At 40.4% G+C, this 18,914-nt stretch carries 12 protein-coding genes and 2 pseudogenes; 4 read left to right on the top strand and 10 right to left on the bottom strand.

Going from position 1 to position 18,914, the window contains the following annotated elements; translation table 11 throughout:
• Positions 1–671 precede the first annotated feature (671 nt).
• Complete coding sequence (locus CLV95_RS14710; RefSeq protein WP_002737117.1) at positions 672–1,841, bottom strand: lipoprotein LipL36; 1,170 nt, start codon at positions 1,839–1,841, stop codon at positions 672–674.
• Positions 1,842–3,404: 1,563 nt separating this feature from the next.
• Positions 3,405–4,418 carry a DUF2804 domain-containing protein gene (locus CLV95_RS14705; RefSeq protein ID WP_002734066.1) on the bottom strand — a complete coding sequence of 338 codons (1,014 nt, stop codon included), beginning with the start codon at positions 4,416–4,418 and terminating at the stop codon, positions 3,405–3,407.
• 177 nt (positions 4,419–4,595) lie between these two features.
• On the opposite strand from CLV95_RS14705, the gene CLV95_RS14700 reads away from it, so the two are divergent.
• Complete coding sequence (locus CLV95_RS14700) at positions 4,596–6,023, top strand: SBBP repeat beta-propeller lipoprotein, LipL53 family (protein ID WP_002734222.1); 1,428 nt, start codon at positions 4,596–4,598, stop codon at positions 6,021–6,023.
• Between the two features lie 244 nt (positions 6,024–6,267).
• Here CLV95_RS14700 and CLV95_RS14695 read toward each other — a convergent pair.
• Both CLV95_RS14695 and CLV95_RS14690 read right to left on the bottom strand, forming a co-directional pair.
• Positions 6,268–7,607: pseudogene (locus CLV95_RS14695) on the bottom strand (PQQ-binding-like beta-propeller repeat protein).
• Positions 7,608–8,099: 492 nt separating this feature from the next.
• The gene (locus CLV95_RS14690; protein WP_002722336.1) at positions 8,100–8,834 is read right to left on the bottom strand and encodes a motility protein A; all 735 of its coding nucleotides are present in this window, start codon (positions 8,832–8,834) and stop codon (positions 8,100–8,102) included.
• Between the two features lie 369 nt (positions 8,835–9,203).
• On the opposite strand from CLV95_RS14690, the gene CLV95_RS14685 reads away from it, so the two are divergent.
• The 3 genes from CLV95_RS14685 (at position 9,204) to CLV95_RS19905 (ending at position 12,052) form a co-directional block, all read left to right on the top strand.
• Entirely contained in the window at positions 9,204–10,163 is a 960-nt protein-coding gene (locus CLV95_RS14685; RefSeq protein WP_002722346.1) for an MBL fold metallo-hydrolase, read from the top strand.
• Between the two features lie 80 nt (positions 10,164–10,243).
• Positions 10,244–11,260: a cytochrome-c peroxidase gene (locus tag CLV95_RS14680; RefSeq protein ID WP_032850738.1), complete on the top strand. Its 1,017-nt coding sequence runs from the start codon at positions 10,244–10,246 to the stop codon at positions 11,258–11,260.
• Positions 11,261–11,665: 405 nt separating this feature from the next.
• Entirely contained in the window at positions 11,666–12,052 is a 387-nt protein-coding gene (locus tag CLV95_RS19905; RefSeq protein ID WP_002734220.1) for a hypothetical protein, read from the top strand.
• Positions 12,053–12,089: 37 nt separating this feature from the next.
• On the opposite strand, the pseudogene CLV95_RS14670 reads toward CLV95_RS19905, so the two are convergent.
• The 6 genes and pseudogenes from CLV95_RS14670 to CLV95_RS14645 all read right to left on the bottom strand — a co-directional run.
• A pseudogene (locus tag CLV95_RS14670) lies at positions 12,090–12,443 on the bottom strand (hypothetical protein); the annotation flags it as partial.
• A gap of 328 nt (positions 12,444–12,771) precedes the next feature.
• On the bottom strand, positions 12,772–13,119 hold the full coding sequence (locus CLV95_RS14665) for a nucleotidyltransferase domain-containing protein (protein WP_002734011.1): 348 nt from the start codon (positions 13,117–13,119) through the stop codon (positions 12,772–12,774).
• Positions 13,116–13,499: a HEPN domain-containing protein gene (locus tag CLV95_RS14660; RefSeq protein WP_002733966.1), complete on the bottom strand. Its 384-nt coding sequence runs from the start codon at positions 13,497–13,499 to the stop codon at positions 13,116–13,118. Before CLV95_RS14660 ends, CLV95_RS14665 begins: the two co-directional genes overlap by 4 nt.
• A gap of 5 nt (positions 13,500–13,504) precedes the next feature.
• Positions 13,505–14,785, bottom strand: coding sequence for a citrate/2-methylcitrate synthase (locus CLV95_RS14655; protein ID WP_002722348.1), 1,281 nt, complete (start codon positions 14,783–14,785; stop codon positions 13,505–13,507).
• A gap of 393 nt (positions 14,786–15,178) precedes the next feature.
• Positions 15,179–17,716, bottom strand: coding sequence for an ABC transporter permease (locus CLV95_RS14650; RefSeq protein WP_002737037.1), 2,538 nt, complete (start codon positions 17,714–17,716; stop codon positions 15,179–15,181).
• Positions 17,713–18,495 (bottom strand): ABC transporter ATP-binding protein, encoded by a 783-nt coding sequence (locus CLV95_RS14645; protein WP_002734207.1) that lies wholly within the window; start codon positions 18,493–18,495, stop codon positions 17,713–17,715. Before CLV95_RS14645 ends, CLV95_RS14650 begins: the two co-directional genes overlap by 4 nt.
• Positions 18,496–18,914: the final 419 nt, after the last annotated feature.

The raw sequence follows: 18,914 nt of genomic DNA, 5'->3' as shown, positions 1-18,914 counted from the left end.
CTCTCCCCTCCACCCAAAATCAGGGTGGGGCGTAAGTTTCACAGAGGATTTGTAGTAATTCCGACAGATTTATCTTCAGATCCAAGTATTTGTGGGTAAGGTTATGGTAGAGAGCGATGCACCTGAGTTCTTCAGAGCGACCATAGAAACGATGTACCTGAGTTCAGGATTTGCGACATCGTGTTTCCCTATATTCAAAATGCGTAAAAAGCGAAGTCGCTAGAGTAATCTACATCAGAGAATTACAATATAATTGATTTAAATTTTTTAAAAAATATCACCTTGTAATTCCGTTCACTAAAATCTACCTCAAAAATACCTTACAGCACGTCCCAAAACTGCCTTTTGGAGAACCACGACAACTGTCATCGGTTCTCTGAATGTAGGAACTCCTACGTTTTATTATAGGTTTACTGAAGGATTATAACTGATTTCTTTTCAGGCTTTGGAACACACTCTAAGGCACCTTTGAAATAGGTTTTATCTAGAAATGAGTGAAACAAAATCCCTCTACCGAAATCGCTGAAGACGATTTCATATAAAATATGATAAAAATTTAAAATGATTGAAATTCGAAGAGAAAAATTTTCAAAAATCTATTTTTCAAAAAAAAGACCGCACAAAAAAAGTGCGGTCTTTTTCATTATCCCAAAGAAACTCCTAAAAAAGAATTAGATTTTAGGATAAATCGCAGGGCAAGTTCCGATATTCTTTACGTTTGTTTCAGTTCCGACAGTGGTTTTGTTACCTGCGGCTTCTTCATCAAAATCACCGTATTTACACTGTAAGGAGCTAAAAAGAACCTCTTTTACAGATTCTGCTTGAGCCGTAGTGATAATGTCACCCGTAGTAAAATTTCCTGTTGCTGCTCCAGCAAAGAATGTGAGAGCAGCTGGGTCATTATTATGGAGAGCCGCAGCAATACCTTGTGCTTCTGCACTTTCATTTGCTAAAATTGCCTTTGCACAAGCACGAGCAGCAACTGCAGCTGCAGTTGCACCTCCACCTCCATTCACAAGTTGATTATTAATCGCAGCAGCTGTTGTAAATGCAATCAAAGCCGCTCCCGATTTACCTGCAGTTGTCAATTCAGTAACATTGATCAAGCGACCTTTAGCAGCAGCATCGGCAGTCCATTTGAAGTTGGATGCAGTGACAGCAGCCGTTTTCTGTTTGAAAGCAAGATCAGTTGCCATATCGGTTGCCACCGATCCGGCAAGAGTGGTAGTATTGAGTTTAAATGAAGCAAGCAATAGAGTTTTTGCTTCTTCAGAGGAGCATGCGTAAACCGTTTTTCCGAAATAAGCCGGATTTGGGTCAACACTGATACTGGCACCACCAAAATTTAAAGGACTCAAATTCCAGCCAGTGCCTAAAGCCAGACAACTGTTTCCCGTTGAAGCTGCTATAGATTGTTGCACTTTAAGTGCTGTTACGGCATCAATTGTAGTTTGAAGGGAAGAACTAGTTTGATTCGCGCCTTTACAATTATCTCCAGCCGCATCCGCCTTATCCTTGGCAGCTTGGTATCCTGCTTTGACCGAAGTTACAACCGCCTCTACGTCGTTTATAATTGCAACAACGTTGTAAGCCCCACCACAAGCCGCTTTCGGTCTCGTAGTTCCAGTTGCAGTATAGGTAGGTTTTCCATCCCCTGCTCCTGCAGCACCAGAATGTGCGGCATCATTTTTAGTTATAGTCACACAATTTCCACTGGTTTGATCCACTAAATACAACAATGCTAACGTGATTGTGTCGTCATCGCTTTCACTTTTTTTACAAGCCGAAAGTGCAACCGTTAAAGCAGCCACTGCGGCAAATTTCATTACATTTTTCTTCATAAAGAAAAAACCTATTGTGATTTTTAAGTGATTATTTAATCACTATCTAAGTCATAATATTCTTTTTATAAGGGAATTTCGGTCAAATACTATACAGAAAAACAAAATTTTTGAGATCCTCTTTTTATAAAAAATTAAGGATAGTTTGATACTCTAATTTTTATAATTTTTAATTCAAAATATAACATGAGATCATTTTCATTCAGTATAAAATTATTATGGCTTTAATATTCTCATTTTTCGTTTCAGAGAATTGAAACTTTTTATTCTACATAAACCTACATTTATATCCAGGAAAGTTTCTATAAGTTATCTCAAAAATATATAAGAACTTGTCCCAAAACCTGAAAAAAGAAATCGGCTTCAAAAATTCGTAATAAAGCGAAAACGTAGGAGTTCCCACGAATCATGGCTCTTTGATAATTTACGGGCTTTCGAACAGATTTTATTGTTCGTGCACTCTTGTCGGAATTCTTACGATTCCAAGGTTTTGGGACAAGTTCTTAGAATGATTGGAATCGGCGTTTTAAGCAAAGATAAAGTATTTTTGAGATAGTTTCTAGAGAGTTAGGTGACCTTGCCTAGAAGACGTTCTCTACGTTACGACCCATACTGGGAGAACATAAAAGGTTTTAAAGAATAATTCCAGGCAACTCACTCCCCATGAATCGCGTCCCGGGAGCATTCTCATAGCAGTCACCTTTCAGACTCATACTTCGAATGAACTCATTTGTATTGAATACTTTTCTAAAATCGTCACTTGTATCTTGAACTCCTCTATCGGAATGGGATATCTTCTGTGAGAAATAGCTTTCTCAAAAGCCTTCCATAGATGTTTCGTTTCCAACGTAGAACCCAACTCCCAATCCAACCGATGATTTCTTGATTATAAGGTTTTTGATCACAAATGAATATACCCATTTCCCAGCAATCGGGCATATAGATGATGTTTGAAAGCCGAATTTGTTTCAATCAATCGTAATAACCACTTTTAAACACATTCAGAATATTGCATACTTTCTCTACTGAGAAAGGAATGTGTAATACGGGATTCTTTCTTCAAAAACCTTTTACTTTTCGCAATTCTTTTGCACAAGAGTATAAAAAACGTTCCGAAAACGGAACAGAACCCGACGTACGAAAAGAGTATCATGAAGATATGCTTATTTTTTGATAGATTAAATTTACACTTTGAAAAATACCGCAAATATACTACTCGAACGCATGAAAATAGCACCAAAACTTAACAGGCGATTTTGTAATGATTTAGAAGTCCTCACAAAATTACGCCGAATCCAGAGTTGTCGGCTTTTTTGAAGAAGATCAATATTCCAACTTTTGAAACAAACTTAGAACCCGTCTCAAAACCTTAGGAATGTAAGAGCTACTACAATTTTACACGACGGGAGAAAACCGCCAATGCGACGGTTTCTGTGGGAACTTTCACGTTTTTTAAAAACTTGCCGGATCGTTTAAAGATATTTTTCTTTAGGTTTTGAGACGGGTTCTTATTATGGTATTCTTTTCATGCGTCCAAGCAGGATTTGGATTTTTTTACGTTAGTTACCATCTTGCGATGTGATCTTCCGCCCAACCTTGGCCGTCCATAATTTTATATTCGTTTTTCCCGAGCCGTATGATTCCCTCGAACTTTCCTATCATCTGATGTACAGAAGACGCGAAAATTCCCACATTTGTCACGGCCTTCCTATGAAACCCCGGAATAAACCGCAAATCGATCGCTTGGGAATCTTTCGTATAAAGACGCCAAGGTTTCATCCAATTCTCACGATCCACTTCAAAAACAGCATCGGAAGGAATTTTATAAATTCTCCCATTGATTAAAATAGCGTTTTCGGTCGCACCGGTTTCGTCCGTCCACCCGGCTCCCAAATTCATTCCAATTCTATTTGCTGCGTTATTTGTCATCATAGAAGCCCAATTCCATTTTGTGGAATAAGGCCATATGCCTCTCCCGTAATCCATACAGGCAAAGGAAGATCCGAGTTCAAATTTGTATTCCATCGCTCCGTAACGAACACTTCCCTGCGCCCCGACTCCAAATAATTTTTCCGTGAATTGAAATCTTCTTTTGGACCAAGGAACGACCACATTTAGGGTTTCCCAGTTCTCCGGAACCGGAACCAAAATCTCCGCCTGAACCGGAATTTTATTTTTGAGCGAGACGTTCACCGAAAGACGATACCCTTCTTCTTCTCTAAAAAATTGTAAACGCGCGTTATTTCCTATATACGTCGCGTTGCTTATCACGAGTTGACCGAGACTGATTCCCGACCCGAAAGGAGTGAGGATCGTATCTTCCTCGAAATCTCCCGTTTTTCGATTCAGCCAATAAACAAAAACAACTCCCGCATAATCCACATCCGAAATCGTAAACGACACCAAGAAATTTTCGTCGTAAATGCACCAATAATTCCATTTTTTCTTTCTCAAATAATGCCCGCTTAAATTACATCTGTGCAGGGGCTTTTTAGACCAACCTACCGAGTTTAAATTGAGATTTCCGGATTTATCGCAAAGATTCGTTTCTTGTCTAATTTCAGTCTCTAAGTTCATTTTAAGAACACTCGTTTTAAGTTATCAGCACGGATATCACTCGAAAAGTCGACTTCTTTCTTCCATATTTGTTCTCATTCCTCGGATAGGATGAAACACCCTATTTTTCCAAGAATTTCTTTTCGTGGAATCTCCGATCTTTTTAGTCGAAAAATACGTTAGGAGGCACACCTTATCGTGATTCATTTTTATCTTTTTCTTTTTATATTCATTCAAGCTTGTTCCCCCATCGGAGGATTGCTCAACTTAAACGAATCCGATTCAAAAACGAACAATTACTGGTGGTTAGGACTTCTCCAAGGGAATAATCATCCTGCTCCCATTGAAAATTTAGCATCTTCGCATGAGGATGTCGCCGAAGAAAACGGCTTAAATGAAAACGACGACGCCTTATGGACTCTATTAGTCGGAGCGCCTAACGGGAATACTTCAGGTTCAGGACTCGCTATCGATACAAACGGATTTATCTACGTTGCCGGACACACGGACGTCGGTATTTACAATGAGAATCCTATCGGAACTAGAGATCTGATTCTCGCAAAATACAATTCTCGGAAACAAATCATTTGGTCCAAACAAGTAGGAGTTCAGGGTACAGATTTTCATGTCGTTGATGTCGGAGTGGATGCAAGAGGAAACGTTTATGTAATCACTACTAGACGTATCAATTTTGGAAATAACAATTTATCCGCATTTAAATTCGATACGAACGGAAACCAAATCTGGGGACGACAAACAAATCCCGGCGGACGAAACAATCACATCGTTAGACCCAAAAAAATTTTCGTAGATTCATCCGGAACGTCTTACATAGTCGGAACGTTAGACCCAACGAGAGATTTTGACGGTCTTAAAGCCGACGGGTTCCTGATTAAGATCGATGCCCAAGGAAACTGGGGCAATACTTCGCTTATATCCATTCCCGGCGCTAGGATATATTTTGAAGGAGTCACAGTCGCAGACAACACAGGAGATGTATTTGTAACCGGCACCGCAAATGCAAACTTAGAAACCAATACGACCCCGGGTACAGGAAACTTTGACCTTTTTGTTCTTAAATACGATAGAAACGGAAGAAGACAACTTTTCGCACAACTTGGTCAAGCATTGAGTAGAACCGAAGGTAACTCCATAACTTTGGATTCGTTTGGAAACGTTTTTGTCGGCGGAATGAGCAATGCAAATTTTGAACCAGGAGGCGAAGTTGTAGAAAGTGATCGCGGAATCCTAGTAAAGTATGATCCTTTTGGCGTTCGACAATGGGTCCGATACTTGGGCCCGGCTAACGGTCGTAGAACCACTTCCTTGAACTCAATTATAACGGATTCGGAGGGAAATATTTTTACAACTGGAACAAGCAATCATATGGTGGATGGAAGACAGAACGGAATCGGAATGGATTTACTCCTCACCAAACACGATTCTTTGGGACAGGAGGAATGGATCCGACAAATTGGTGGAATCGACGGAGCAAGCATAATAGGCAATGAAATCGAACAAGACCCCGAAGGAAACCTTTATTGTACGGGATTGACGGACTCTCCTTCAATCAACGAAGCCGTCCTCCAAGGGAATGGCGATCTGTTTCTTCTGAAGTTCAGATAACTTAGGGTAAGCGGTCTCAAAACGTAAGAACTCCGCGAACGTTTTAAGCATACAAACGTGTCGACACGATGTAATCCTTGAAAACTCCCCATTTTCTTAGAGAGTTTTGCCCGGGCCGTTTAAGAAAGATTCGAAGCGAGCTCTAGAACCCAGCGAAGGAAATCAGCACAATCATTCAATGAATTCGTAATCAAACGTCTTAGATGAAAGTGCAAAAATTTCATTCGCAAGATTCGAAATCGGCCTATGGAAAATTCTTTCTTAACGCTTCCTTCGAAACATTTCCGTCCCAATCCATTTGAATTAGAAGAGCGTCCACGTACTGAGCCGGTTTTTTCTTTGTATAAGAAAGAATGACATAACCTTTATCGTTTCTTAAAATCTTATTCGCCATATAAAGTCTCTGAGAATGTTTTTTTTCCCAGACTTTTTTTCCGTTAGAATCGAACTTAACGACAATCATCGGCCCTTCTCCATCGGAAAGTACACCGAAAAAGCCCTGATCCGGAGACTCTATGATCGGACCCATAAAATTATGACCGCCTAATCTTTGCTTGGTTTCCCAGATCGTCTCCCCTTTTGGAGAAAACTTCAAGAGCCAAACCGCTTGATTACTAGGCCCGGAAATTCCTCCGGACAAAAGTAAATTTCCGTCGGAGAGTCTGAGGATAGATACGGCCATATCTTCCACGTTAGGACTTCCAAACTTTTTTTCCAGAGTTGTGTTCCATCCGAATCGTATCGATGAACGACCAAGTCTCTTTGAAATTCTTTTCCGGACACGTTATCCGTGCTTACCGCAAAAACGATCCCTTCCTCGTATGCCACCGTAGCGCTCGGAGCAAATTCCAAATCCGGAATATACTTGGAATTTTTTACGGAACCGTCCTTACCGAAAAGTGTATATAAGAAACCTGTTTTATTCCCGGCGACAATGACAGTAGTATCACCTTGTTTTTCCGTAGTTTCCGCTTTGTAAGAAACCGAAACGAGTCCTCGGAACTTTTCATTGGAAAGTTCTTGAAGATGAAATATATGAGGGTCCTCAAATCCGCAAAAACCATCGCAAAATTCTTTCGCTTCGAGGATTTGATCGTTTATCAAACCTCCACGGTCGTCGTACTTCGAAAAAACAATTTTTCGATTATAAGTTCCGCTTCCAATCGATCCAGCGGTGACAAAACCTCCGTCCCGAGTTGCGAGAAGATTCTCTCCCCGGATGCTGTCATGGTTGTGAACGTTGACCGTATAACCTTCCATATCCACCGGTTTACTCGTAAAAAGATATCTCCACCAAACCGGATTTCCGGAAGAATCGATCTTTGCGGACCAAGCGGCACTGTACTTTTTTTGTTCGATTTTAGAGTTCGTATCTAGTCTCGAACAATCGTTTGAAGAACCTACAACGACGTAACTCCCATCCTTTAAAGAAACAACTCCCGAGGGAAGTTTTTCCGGACACTCGTTCGGTTTTAATCCGTTATATTGTTCCCCTCCGAAAAGGGTTTGCCAAAGAAAATTATTTTGTGCGAAAGCGGAAGTGACGCACATTAGAAAAGTTAAAAAAACGAACATTCGTCTCATCGTATGTTTTCCCTGTGAAAGAGGAGTGTCCGAGAGATTTTAAAATTGTAAAGGATTATTCACAGTGGGACGGAACTTCGTATTAAATTTTGAACTTGTCCTAAACCCCGAACGACCTGAAACGCGATCCATAGAGAGCGTTTCATTCCTCGAATAGCGGAGCGTAATGAGAGGCTCACAACGTAGTTGTGAAATCAACGCGATCCATAGTTGAGTTCAGAAAACGAGACATTTTAGTTTCTTTGAAACACCAATAGTGGTTAGGACTATGACCTTACTCTTTTTTCCCACACACGTAGAATTGATGTATATAAAGTCCACATTCCGATTCCACTAATATCTAAAAAATTCCTACATTCTGAAGTTTTGAGACAAGTTTTTTGTACAATAAAACGAGTTTGTATATTCTGGCACATCGGTAACACTATAGATCGGCGACATGGGTTTTTGAGATCAATTTTCGGAGAAGAATATAAGTAAATTCTAAAATTCTTAATCGATAAACGGAGTCATCCTTTCCATAAGAATTCTGCGATTGTCTCCGCTTTGAAGAGCGATAACTCCCCGAATAACCGCTTGCCTACGATCCGATTGTTCCTTAGACCAAGACCTGATTCGGTTGGCAAGAGGAAAAAAGAGAAGATTTGCAAATGTAATTCCATAAAAAGTGGCAATGAACGCGGTAGCAATTCCTTCTCCGAGCGCCCGCGTGCCTGCGCCCAAATTTTCCAATACTCCCACGAGGCCCATAACGGTTCCTATGATTCCCACCGTAGGAGAAAATCCTCCCGCAGTTTCTAAGATCTTGGCAGAGTTCGCTTCTTTGTCTTCCATAGCGAGAGCGGACTCAAAAAGAATTTCTTCCACTGCACGAGGATCGGTTCCATCCACAATCAGTTGGATTCCTCTTTGAAGAAACGGATCTTGGATCGATTTAAGATTATCTTCCAGGGAAAGTAGACCGTTTTTACGAGCTTGTTCCGCAAAATCCAAAAAGAGTTCGCCGAGAGGAGGTTTACGTCTTGGAAAAACCGCGGTCTGAAGATTCAAGACAAGATCTTTGATTTGTTCTAGGGAAAAACTTGCAAAGGTTGCGCCCGCCGTTCCCCCGATGATTAGTAGAAGAGCGGAGATTTTGAAGAAGGAAAGAAAATGCGCGCCTTCCAAAGAGATCGCAATCAAAACGGATAAAAAAGCGACAGAAAGACCAATGAAAGTGGGATTCATTTCCGCAAGAGTCCCTACGATCATCGGTTTTTACAAGAAAATTCTGTCTTATCAAAAAGAGCAACGAATCGTCACATCCGTCCTGGTAGGAAACCGCCAAACCGATACGTTTTCGAGCGTAAGCGAATTGTGAAATATGAACTTCTTGACTGAACGGAATCGATAATATCAATAAAGAAATCCTACGACCTATTTGGAAAAATATGTATCTCGAGTTTCTTACCGTCGCGCGAGACCCCTCAAAGGATGTGTGTATTCAATGATTCAGATCGAACGATCCTATCAAAGACAACTCGCTATAAAATGGGTCCCACATACAAATGAAAATCGGAACGTCTTCATTACAAATCCCTACCTAGGAGAATTCTGATGCCAACTTATGAGAAGGAAGTTTTTCCCGGTTTATATACGATTGACTGCGATTACATCTCGCCGGGAGTCGCGTGTGCTTATCTGGTAGTCGAGGGTAAAGAGGCGGCTTTTGTGGAAAACAACACGAACCACGCAGTCCCTATTTTGCTCGAAGAATTACGTAAAGTCGGGCGCAAACCCGAAGACGTAAAATACATCATCATCACTCATGTTCATCTGGATCACGCGGGAGGCACGGGATTATTGGCAAAATACTGCACGAACGCAACGATCCTAGCACATCCAAAAGCGGCGCCTCACCTCATTAACCCCGAAAGATTGATTCAAAGTTCGATTCAAGTTTACGGAGAAGAGAACTTTAAAAAGTTATACGGAGAAATTCTTCCCGTTCCCAAAGAAAGGGTGAAAAGCCCCGAAGACGGAGAAGAAATCAGATGGGGAAATAGAATATTCAAATTCTATTATACAAGAGGACATGCAAATCATCATTTTTGCATTCATGACTCTTTAAGCAATGGAATATTTACGGGTGATTCTTTCGGACTCGGATATAAGGACTTCGCCGTCGGAAAAGCTCCTATTCTATATCCTTCCACGACTCCCACCGATTTCAATTCGGAAGAGGCAATGGATACTGTGGATAAAATTCTTTCCACAGGGGCGGACAAAGCCTATCTTACTCACTTCGGAGTTTGGAAGGATTTGGAGTCCGGTGCACGCCAGATGAAACAGGGTTTACACGCAATGCAGAATATCCTTTCCTCCGGAGAGAGGTCCGGACTGGAAGGAAACGCTTTACTTGAATTTTGTACGGGGCGGGTAAGAGCTTATTTGGAAAGGGAGCTTTCGACTCAAGGGATTCTCTTAGGGAAAAAGGAGAAAATGCTTCTCGAATTCGATTCTAAGATCAACGCACAAGGTTTAGCCTTCCAAATCGAAAGGAAAAAACGAAGATAAAATTTGAAAAAGAATTGTAACCGAGTATATTTTTAAATAGAATCTTATTTTAGAATAATTCTAAAATAAGAGAGTCTGGTATGAAACAACTTACAGAGAAAATGTTCTGTTTAACGTTTCTAGGAGCTGTGTTAGTATATTGCGGGCCATCTGAAAAAACGAAAAAATTAATGGATGATTCCAACAAAATCTTTGGAACCATTCCGGATACAATGCCGGGTGGGGAAGCCGATACACCGGAATTGATTCAGCTGGGTGAAAAATTATATTTCGAAAAAAGGCTTTCCGCAAACAACACGCAGTCTTGCAATTCCTGTCATAATATCATCGGGAATGCAAGCGGAGTAGATAATCTTCCTACATCTCCGGGAGCGTTTGGAAAAAACGGAGTTAGAAATTCTCCGACTGTTTTTAATGCGGGTTTTCACTTGGCCCAATTTTGGGACGGTAGAGCAAAAGATCTGAAAGAACAAGCCAAGGGCCCGATTTTAAATCCTTTGGAAATGGCCATGCCTTCCGCTATAGAAGTGGAAAAGAAAATCGGTGAAATTCCGGAATACCAAGAACTTTTCGCAAAAGCTTATTCGGATTCCTCGACGAAAGAAAATCCTAAAACCGCTTCCGTTGAAATGAAAAAAATCACTTACGACAATATTGCAGGCGCGATCGCGGCTTTTGAAAGATCTTTGAAAACCCAAGACCGTTTTGACGATTTCCAAAGAGGAGATTATAAAGCCCTTTCCACGGAAGAGCAGGAAGGTCTGGAAAAATTTTTGACTACGGGTTGTACCACTTGTCACGTTGGTCCTCTTTTGGGTGGGAATTCTTTCCGTAAGTTAGGCCAGGTAAATCCATACGAAAATACTAACGACAAAGGTCGTCAAGATTTGACCAAAAACCCCACGGACGCTTTTGTCTTTAAGGTTCCTTCCCTTCGTAATGTGGCGATGACAGGACCCTACTTCCACGATGGAAAAACGACAACTCTGGAAGAAGCAGTCAAAAAGATGGCTTATCTTCAATTGGGTAAAGAACTTTCCGAATCCGATACAAAGTCAATCGCAACTTTCCTGAAGACGTTGACCAATAAGAACTAGTCTAATTAATTGGACTTACAGAATTGAAACCTATTCAGCCGGCAATTGTTTATGCGATTAGCCGGTCTTTTTTTATCCGAAAAAATTAAATCGTTTTCGAAAAATGCGGGGCTCCTTCACTTTCTCTAAGAATTTTTAGAATCGTTATAGAGTTCCTAAATTTACATCTTGTCCCAAAAGCTTAAAAGAAAATAGCTATGATTATTTGACAAGCTCGTAGCAGTTTCCGCATTGGACACTTTGGGAACACACTCCGAACGTTACTTTATCAAAAATGATAAGCCGCAAGAACATGGCCCGATAGCGGATAAGTTCTGATAAATCATGAATAGAAAAATTCGTGAATCGATTCTGAACGATCTACAATTGCAATTTTGTTCGTTTTATACCAGTAACGATTTTTAGTTGTTCTTTTTTATTGAATTTGATAGAAACAAATGTCGGATTAAAAAGCCGAAATCATTTCTTTTTTACAATTTTTTTATGAAACATGATATAACTTCGCTTTCTGAAAAAACATTTCAGAGTCTACAATTTCTTTGTGAATCTTCAGAATGCGAAATTTTTCTGAAAGAATGGATGTCTCGAATTTTCGATTTTGTTACTACTGAAAAATATGATTCCATAAAATTACCGTGGAAATTCGATCCAAGTCAGACCATAGAAATAAGAATCTACCATAATAAATCAGAAACTCCGATCGAATTATTTCAAAGATCGCAAGTCGGAAACGGATTCATCTACATAAGATCTATAGTCTTGAACGAGGAGATTACCGTTCAAGCGGAATGATTCAATATGATTCATTAGTTCAAACCACAACTCTTTGTTTGTTTTCTTGAAGCTGGATATAGTGATAAAGTTTCTTGAAATTAGGAACCGTGATTTTGTATAAATTTTCGTCGATCCAGATTATTAAGGAAGGAGTTGCCTTCGCGTAAAAGAATTCTTCCGTGTCTCGTTTCGAGCCGGCTACAGAGGGAGTCGATACCTTGAGAACTGCTTTCTCATTTTCAACTCCGAGATATTTGATGGAACGGAATTCGTTGGAGCCGTATGAATCCGACGCTTCACGAATCAAATTCTTGAATTCCGTTTCGCTAATTTCTTTAGGCGGGTCGCATCGGAAGAAAAACATTGAAAGAGAAAATAAGGCGAAATTCAAAAAGAGGTTTTTAAACATACCGGATTTCTGTCATACTCCTATAGCGTTTTTCTGGTTTTCGAAACCATCATTTTTCCAATAAAAAGAGGAGGTCTTGTTTTAACCTGACGAATCTGAAAATTTTATCCGTAAACATTCGAACAACGCACAGTGAAATATAAACGAATATAGAACTTGTCCCAAAACTTGAAAAGAAATCAGCACAATCATTTCATAAGCTCGTAATAGAGCGTGAGAATTCCCGCAGATCATGTTCCTTGGACAGTTTATCGGTTTTCAAATGGACCTATTGTTGGAACACTTTTGTAGGAGTTCCTACATCCGAAGTTTTGAGACAAGTTCATAATTAAAAAATCCGAATCATATCCTCAAAGACTGATTTCCAAAAACCGGGATATTTGCTTTGATCCCTGGCTTTTTCCCATTCTTGGGGTGTATATACGAATAGATTGAGTTCGACGGGAAGAGCGAGAAGTTCGGGAAACAATTCCGGTCTATTGAGAAAAGGGACTTTGGTATCCAGAATTAAAATTAAATCCACATCGCTGTAAGCGTGTTCTTCGTTTCTAGAAATGCTGCCGAAAAGAAATCCGTGAATCGCTCTCCCCTGAACTGAAGAACGGATCGTTTCGATCAACTCTTCCCGGCTCATGCCGCCGAACGGATCCCGTTTTGGGAAAACGATAACGCTCATGGGATTTTTTCGCGAACGATACGGATCAACGTTTCTGCAAATTCGATAGCTTCTTTTGCCTGGGATTCTTCGAAATATTCAAAAGGAGCGCCTTCCATAAAGGCGTCAGGGTAACGAGTAGGTATATAATATAAATCTAATTTTTGACCGATCGATTCAATCTCCCCGTTTTCGTTCAATTCTTTCGCAATCGTTTTTACCGAATGGGATTTTACGAGATCGGCTCCACGAAAGAATGCCAACGCTTTGAGAGATTTTTCCCCCACTTGCTGACAGACAAAACAGGTTTGAGCGAAAAAACCCGAATGCAAAGATGCCTTGGCCCATTCCAAATCTCTTTCGGCCTGAGCGAGCCAATCTTTCCATCTCGGATTTTGCATCGTAGCTATCTTTCTGAAAGAGGAACGTATTTCCTACCCATTTCTCCGGTATAAATCTGCTTTGGACGAGCCTTGCTATAGTTTCCGGAAACTCTTTGCTCTCTCCAATGCGCCAGCCAACCCGGAAGTTTTCCAATCACCTGCATCGCGGTGAATAATTCTTTCGGAATTCCAAGAGAATGGAAAATTACAGCGCTGTAAAATTCGAGATTCGGATATAATTTTTGATTGATGTAATATTCATCATTTTGCATATACTCTTCGATTTTGAGAGCCACTTCTGCAATCGGACCTACCGGGTTTTTTTTGTAGAAATCATGGAATAATTGACTCGCGATGATGGCTCTTTTACTTTTCGCCTCGTAAGCTTTGTGCCCAAATCCGTTCGAAAACAATCTTTCCGAGTCCCCTTTGAATTTTTCAAAGTATTCCGGAACCGACTTTCTGGATCGAAGAATATCTTCAATTAAACCCACAGCCGCAACCTGACGACCACCTTCCCTCGAACCCCAAAGAGCGTTGATCGCAGAAGAAATGGAAGCGAATAAGTTAGCTTGTGTAGAACCGATCACCTGCACCGTCGTATTGGAAACGTTTTGCTCATGATCCGCATAAAGAATCCAAAGTTGGTTCAAAATCCGATCGATGTCCTCCGTAGGAACATAATCTTTGGACGGAATCGAAAACAACATGTAAAGAAAGTTCGTACAATAAGGATGTTTATCCAAAGGATACACGAAAGGTTGGCCGACGATCTTCTTGTAAGAAAAGGCGGCAATCGTTCTGATCTTAGCAAGAAGTCTCGCGGAATGATCGATCCCTTTATCCAAAGATTCCTCGTATTCTTCCGGATAATAACTAGAAAGAGAAGTCACCATCACGGAAAGAACCGCAAGAGGATGTCCCTTGCCCGGAAATCCGTCGAAAAGATTAATCATATCTTCGTGAATCAAAGAATGTTTGGAAAGTTTTAAAGAAAAGTCTTTAAGCTGTTGTTCGGTGGGAAGTTTACCATAGATCAAAAGATAACTGGTTTCCACAAATGTAGAACGTTGAACGAGGTCGGCGACGTCGTAACCGCGGTATTGAAGTTCCCCCGAATCCGGATCTCTTCTGGAAATTCGACTAACCGCGTATGCGGTGTTAAAAAAACCGGGATCGTACGAAATGAGTCCGGTTTTTTGATGAAGTCCGCGCATATCGATCCCTTTTTTACCGTCGGTTCCGGAAATCAACGGAAATTGGTAGGACTTTTCCCCAACTTTGATTTCAATGAATTCACTCATACCGATAGAGAACTTTAAAGAATCCTATGCGTCAATTCTTCTAATTTTGCTAAAACCAATTTTATTCCATTCCATCCGGATAAACTTCCGCTTGAATTTCCCGATTGCAATTTCCAAAAACGTTCTTTACCTAAAGTGAGTTCGGCATAACAAATGCGAAAGCGATTATTACGCTGCGATTCTTAGAAAGCAGCGCTTTAGTTCGAAAAATTCAGTTGAAACGTTTTTTACGAAAGCGTTTCAACTATAAAATTTGCGAGCGATTCGCCCAAACTTTCTTACAGCGCGTCCCAAAACCCCAGTTTACTTTGTCAGAAAGATCAAGTTGTAAGATTCTGTCCCAGTTTTGGGACAGAATCTTATATCGAATTCACGTTAGTTATAGGTTGAATTTCAAACCGTCTTCATAAAAGTAATGGGGGGTTTTTTCCATTCCCCTCTTAGATTTATATAATAAACCGAAGTAGTTGCGAAAATTGTAAACATATAGGCAATTACGTATTCAAAAAAAGGATATGAAGGTTGTATCTCTAAAATCTGTCGACTGATCAATGTATTTGCAATCCAAGCCAACAGCAAGGCCAATAAAAATGAAAACGTTCCCAGGAGAAGCCCTTCCCACAAAAAAACCTTTTTCAAAAAACCGGAAGTCCCGCCGATGATCCGTAACAAAGTCGTCTCTTCAATTCTCTCTTTACGGCTTGAATTCAGAGCGGTTAAAACAAGCAACAAAGAGGCGCCTAAAATCAACCAGGTCATCAATCGAATCGTAAAAGATATTTTTTCCAGAATTCCTAAAAAAGCTCGTATCGCTTTATCCGTATCAATGATCGTTAAATTCGGATATTTCGAAATCAGGCTCTTTTGAAGGTTATATCTTTTTTCCTCGGATTCGATTCTCAAAGAACTCAAATAGTAACTCGGGGCTTTTTCCAAAATTCCTTTCGAGAACAACACCACAAAATTCGGCCGCATATCCGCCCAATTCACAGTTCTGAAATTCCGGATCACACCCGTAACTTCAACTCCACCGATTAGAAAGGTCAAACTGTCTCCCAAGTTTACTCTCAGATGTTCGGAGAATTCCTTTTCGATCGAAATTTGATCCTCTTCTCCTTTTCTCCAAAAATCTCCGTCTATAATTTTTTCCGTGGGATACGGATCGTTTCGATAGGAGAGAAAATATTCCCTGGTCCTTGCGGTGGATCTCCAATCCCTCTTAAAAGCGGATATTTCGGTTTCGTCTTTTTTAATGACTTCCCCGTTGATCTTGGACAACCTCGCCCCGATCACGGGCGCCACGATTACTTTTTCAGCATCGAATTCTTTTACGACTTCTTCAAAATGTTCCTTTTGTTCTGCCCGAATATCCAACACAAAAAGATTCGGTCTTCTTTCCTTGTCTTTGGCTCCGCTGTATTCCAAAAGGCTTTCACTTATGATCAAAGACAAAATAAGAATAAAAAGAGAACTCGTCAAACCGATGACAGAAAGCGAAAGAGAGGTGCCCGGCCTGTCGAACCTTCCGACAACAAACACCACGAACGGAGAAAAACTCCCTCGGTTCCTAAATCTCGAAATAAATATTATAATTATGGAATATACTAAAAATACGATTAACGGCAAGGCGAATAAGACGGAACAGAGAATCAAACCTTTTAAGGGGCTTTCGGTTTCCCACCATGCCAATACAAAAAACGAAAAAAACAAAATCAGATAACCTGCGATCCGAGTGACTCTAAACCGAGGGATTCGATTTGTTTCTTCCTGGAATTCCTGCTTGATAGCGAGAATCGGTTTTAGGGTTCGAATTTCGACTAACGATTCAATGGAAGAGAAAAACGGGATTAAGATTCCGATAAAAAGCCCCCACAGTAAGGAGGAAAATCCTATAGTCGGATGAAAACTCAACATATCCTCTCCCGCAAGATCGGGAATCCATTCCAACAATACGTTTCCAAACAGGATTCCCAAAACAGAACCGATCAACGAAAAGAAGAATAATTCCCCTAAGACGATCCAACTTACGGTTCCCGGACTCGCTCCCAAACATTTTAAGACCGCAAGCGCTCCCGACTTTTCCCGAATTCCCGCGCGACTAACGAGTAAAATAGAGATCCCTCCCAGAAAGAACGCGGATAAACCGAGAAGACTGAAGAAATCCAACGTATTCGCCAAAAATTTCCTGGAACCCGAATTCGTTTCCGTTGAATCGTAAAGAGTTAAGTCTTTTTGAATATACTTCTTAAAATTCGTTTCCTTATATTTTCCAGCGATCAAAGGATCCCGGAGTTTAATCGGAATCAAATAACTGATTCTCGAACCTCTTTGTTCCAATCCGGTCGATGCAAGCGAAGCCCCGGATATGATCGAAGTGGGAGCCATGGAAAGAAAATTTCCTGCGAGTCCCGGTTCCTTGAGGATTTTTCCTTTTAAAATAAATTCCCTTTCTCCAAGTAAAACGTGGGATCCCGTTTTCAGCTTTAAATTCCGAATTAAACTTTCTTCTAGGAGAATTTCTCCTTCTTTAAGTTTGTGATATGCATCCGTGGGCTCCGTGACGATCTCACCGTAATAAGGGAAACCTCCCGACTTTGTTTTAATCAAAGACAAAGAAGTTTCGTCATTTTCCTGATTCCGAAGCATAGAAGCAAACTGCACAAGTTCCGCTGTTTCGGAGCCTTTTGGCAAAGTAAGAGACATAAATTCTTTTTGCTCCCGAGTCAAAGGGGAAGAAGATTGAACAAGTAAATCGGAGCCCATCAAATTACGCGCTTCCTTTAAAATGGAGCGACTTAACTCTTCCCGATAAGCGTGTATTGCGGTAACGGAGCCTGTTCCGATCGCAATCGCAAATACGATCTGCAACGCGGAACTTTTTCTGGATTGAAAGTCTCGCAATACGGATTGGATCAATAATTTGAATTTCATCGTTTTTTCCGGGAAATTTTTCTTTTTGTAGAGGAGGATTTTGATGCGATTTTTTTCTCCGCAGAGGAAATTTTCGAACCCCTTAAGGAATGGGCTTTCTTTCCAAAAATTTCTTTGACGATTCGACCATCACTCATTTCTAATATACGATCCGCGAGTTCTGCAACGGAACGATCGTGGGTAACGACGATTAACGTGGAAGACGTCTTCTGATTCAGCTCCACAAGAAGATTCATCACTTTTTCGCCGTTTTTTTTATCCAGATTCGCGGTCGGCTCGTCCGCAAATAAAAGCTTGGGATTATGTATAAAAGATCTTGCAATCGCGATCCTTTGTTCTTCTCCTCCGGAAAGTTGTCCTGGAAAATTGAAAGCTCTTTCTCTCATAGAAACTTTTTCCAGCCAAGCCAAAGCCCGGTCTTTGATTTGAATTGAACTCAATTTTGAATTTAACACGAGAGGTAATGATACGTTTTCCAACGCATTGAGAGATTTTATCAACTGAAAATTTTGAAAGATGAATCCTATTTTTTCTCCTCTTAACTTTGCAAGCTCGTCTTCATCTTTTTTGAGGAGAGGCACACCGTCCAAAATGATCTCTCCATCGTCAGGACGATCCAAACCGGCCGAAATTGCAAGCAACGTGGATTTTCCGGAACCGGAAGGTCCGATAATCGCGATGAATTCCCCCTCTTCGATACAAAAGGAGACATCTTTTAATACTTCGAGTTTTTTTCCGGAAATCAAATAAGACTTATTGACATTTTTTACCTGTAACAAACGAATCCCCTTTAAATCGGATTGAAAAAAAGAAATAAATTTCCAACCAATTTACTATCATAGATTGGAACTCTACTTTTAAAAAAGTATTCCATGTAAAACAAAAGATCCAAATTTTTTTAAAAAAAATTCCATCTATTTCCGATCGACGTCGGCTAATTTTTTTTGACTCTAAACTACCTAGTTTTTATAACGTAATCTCCAATCCACCGGAAGGAATGTTGTTGGGTCGCGTTTCTTTACGGATTTATTGGCACTCTGTAAATAAAATAGATCAGTATGGACATATCTGGGAGCAAAATGTATTTACTCGAAGAAAAACAAACACAACTGAAAGGGGATCAAACCTTGACTTGCGCAGGATGCAGATCAAAAGTCACGCAACTCTACCAATATGATCTTTGTAAATCCTGTTTGAG

The sequence above is a fragment of the Leptospira borgpetersenii serovar Javanica genome (assembly GCF_003046425.1).
Lineage (GTDB): Bacteria > Spirochaetota > Leptospiria > Leptospirales > Leptospiraceae > Leptospira > Leptospira borgpetersenii.
This window is presented reverse-complemented; position numbering and strand designations above follow the sequence as displayed.

Excerpts from the sequence above, each read along its gene's own strand:
- CLV95_RS14710 (WP_002737117.1), bottom strand. The coding sequence starts at position 1,841 with ATGAAGAAAAATGTAATGAAATTTGCCGCAGTGGCTGCTTTAACGGTT.
- CLV95_RS14705 (WP_002734066.1), bottom strand. The coding sequence starts at position 4,418 with ATGAACTTAGAGACTGAAATTAGACAAGAAACGAATCTTTGCGATAAA.
- CLV95_RS14690 (WP_002722336.1), bottom strand. The coding sequence starts at position 8,834 with ATGAATCCCACTTTCATTGGTCTTTCTGTCGCTTTTTTATCCGTTTTG.
- CLV95_RS14685 (WP_002722346.1), top strand. The coding sequence starts at position 9,204 with ATGCCAACTTATGAGAAGGAAGTTTTTCCCGGTTTATATACGATTGAC.
- CLV95_RS14680 (WP_032850738.1), top strand. The coding sequence starts at position 10,244 with ATGAAACAACTTACAGAGAAAATGTTCTGTTTAACGTTTCTAGGAGCT.
- CLV95_RS14665 (WP_002734011.1), bottom strand. The coding sequence starts at position 13,119 with ATGAGCGTTATCGTTTTCCCAAAACGGGATCCGTTCGGCGGCATGAGC.
- CLV95_RS14660 (WP_002733966.1), bottom strand. The coding sequence starts at position 13,499 with ATGCAAAATCCGAGATGGAAAGATTGGCTCGCTCAGGCCGAAAGAGAT.
- CLV95_RS14655 (WP_002722348.1), bottom strand. The coding sequence starts at position 14,785 with ATGAGTGAATTCATTGAAATCAAAGTTGGGGAAAAGTCCTACCAATTT.
- CLV95_RS14650 (WP_002737037.1), bottom strand. The coding sequence starts at position 17,716 with ATGAAATTCAAATTATTGATCCAATCCGTATTGCGAGACTTTCAATCC.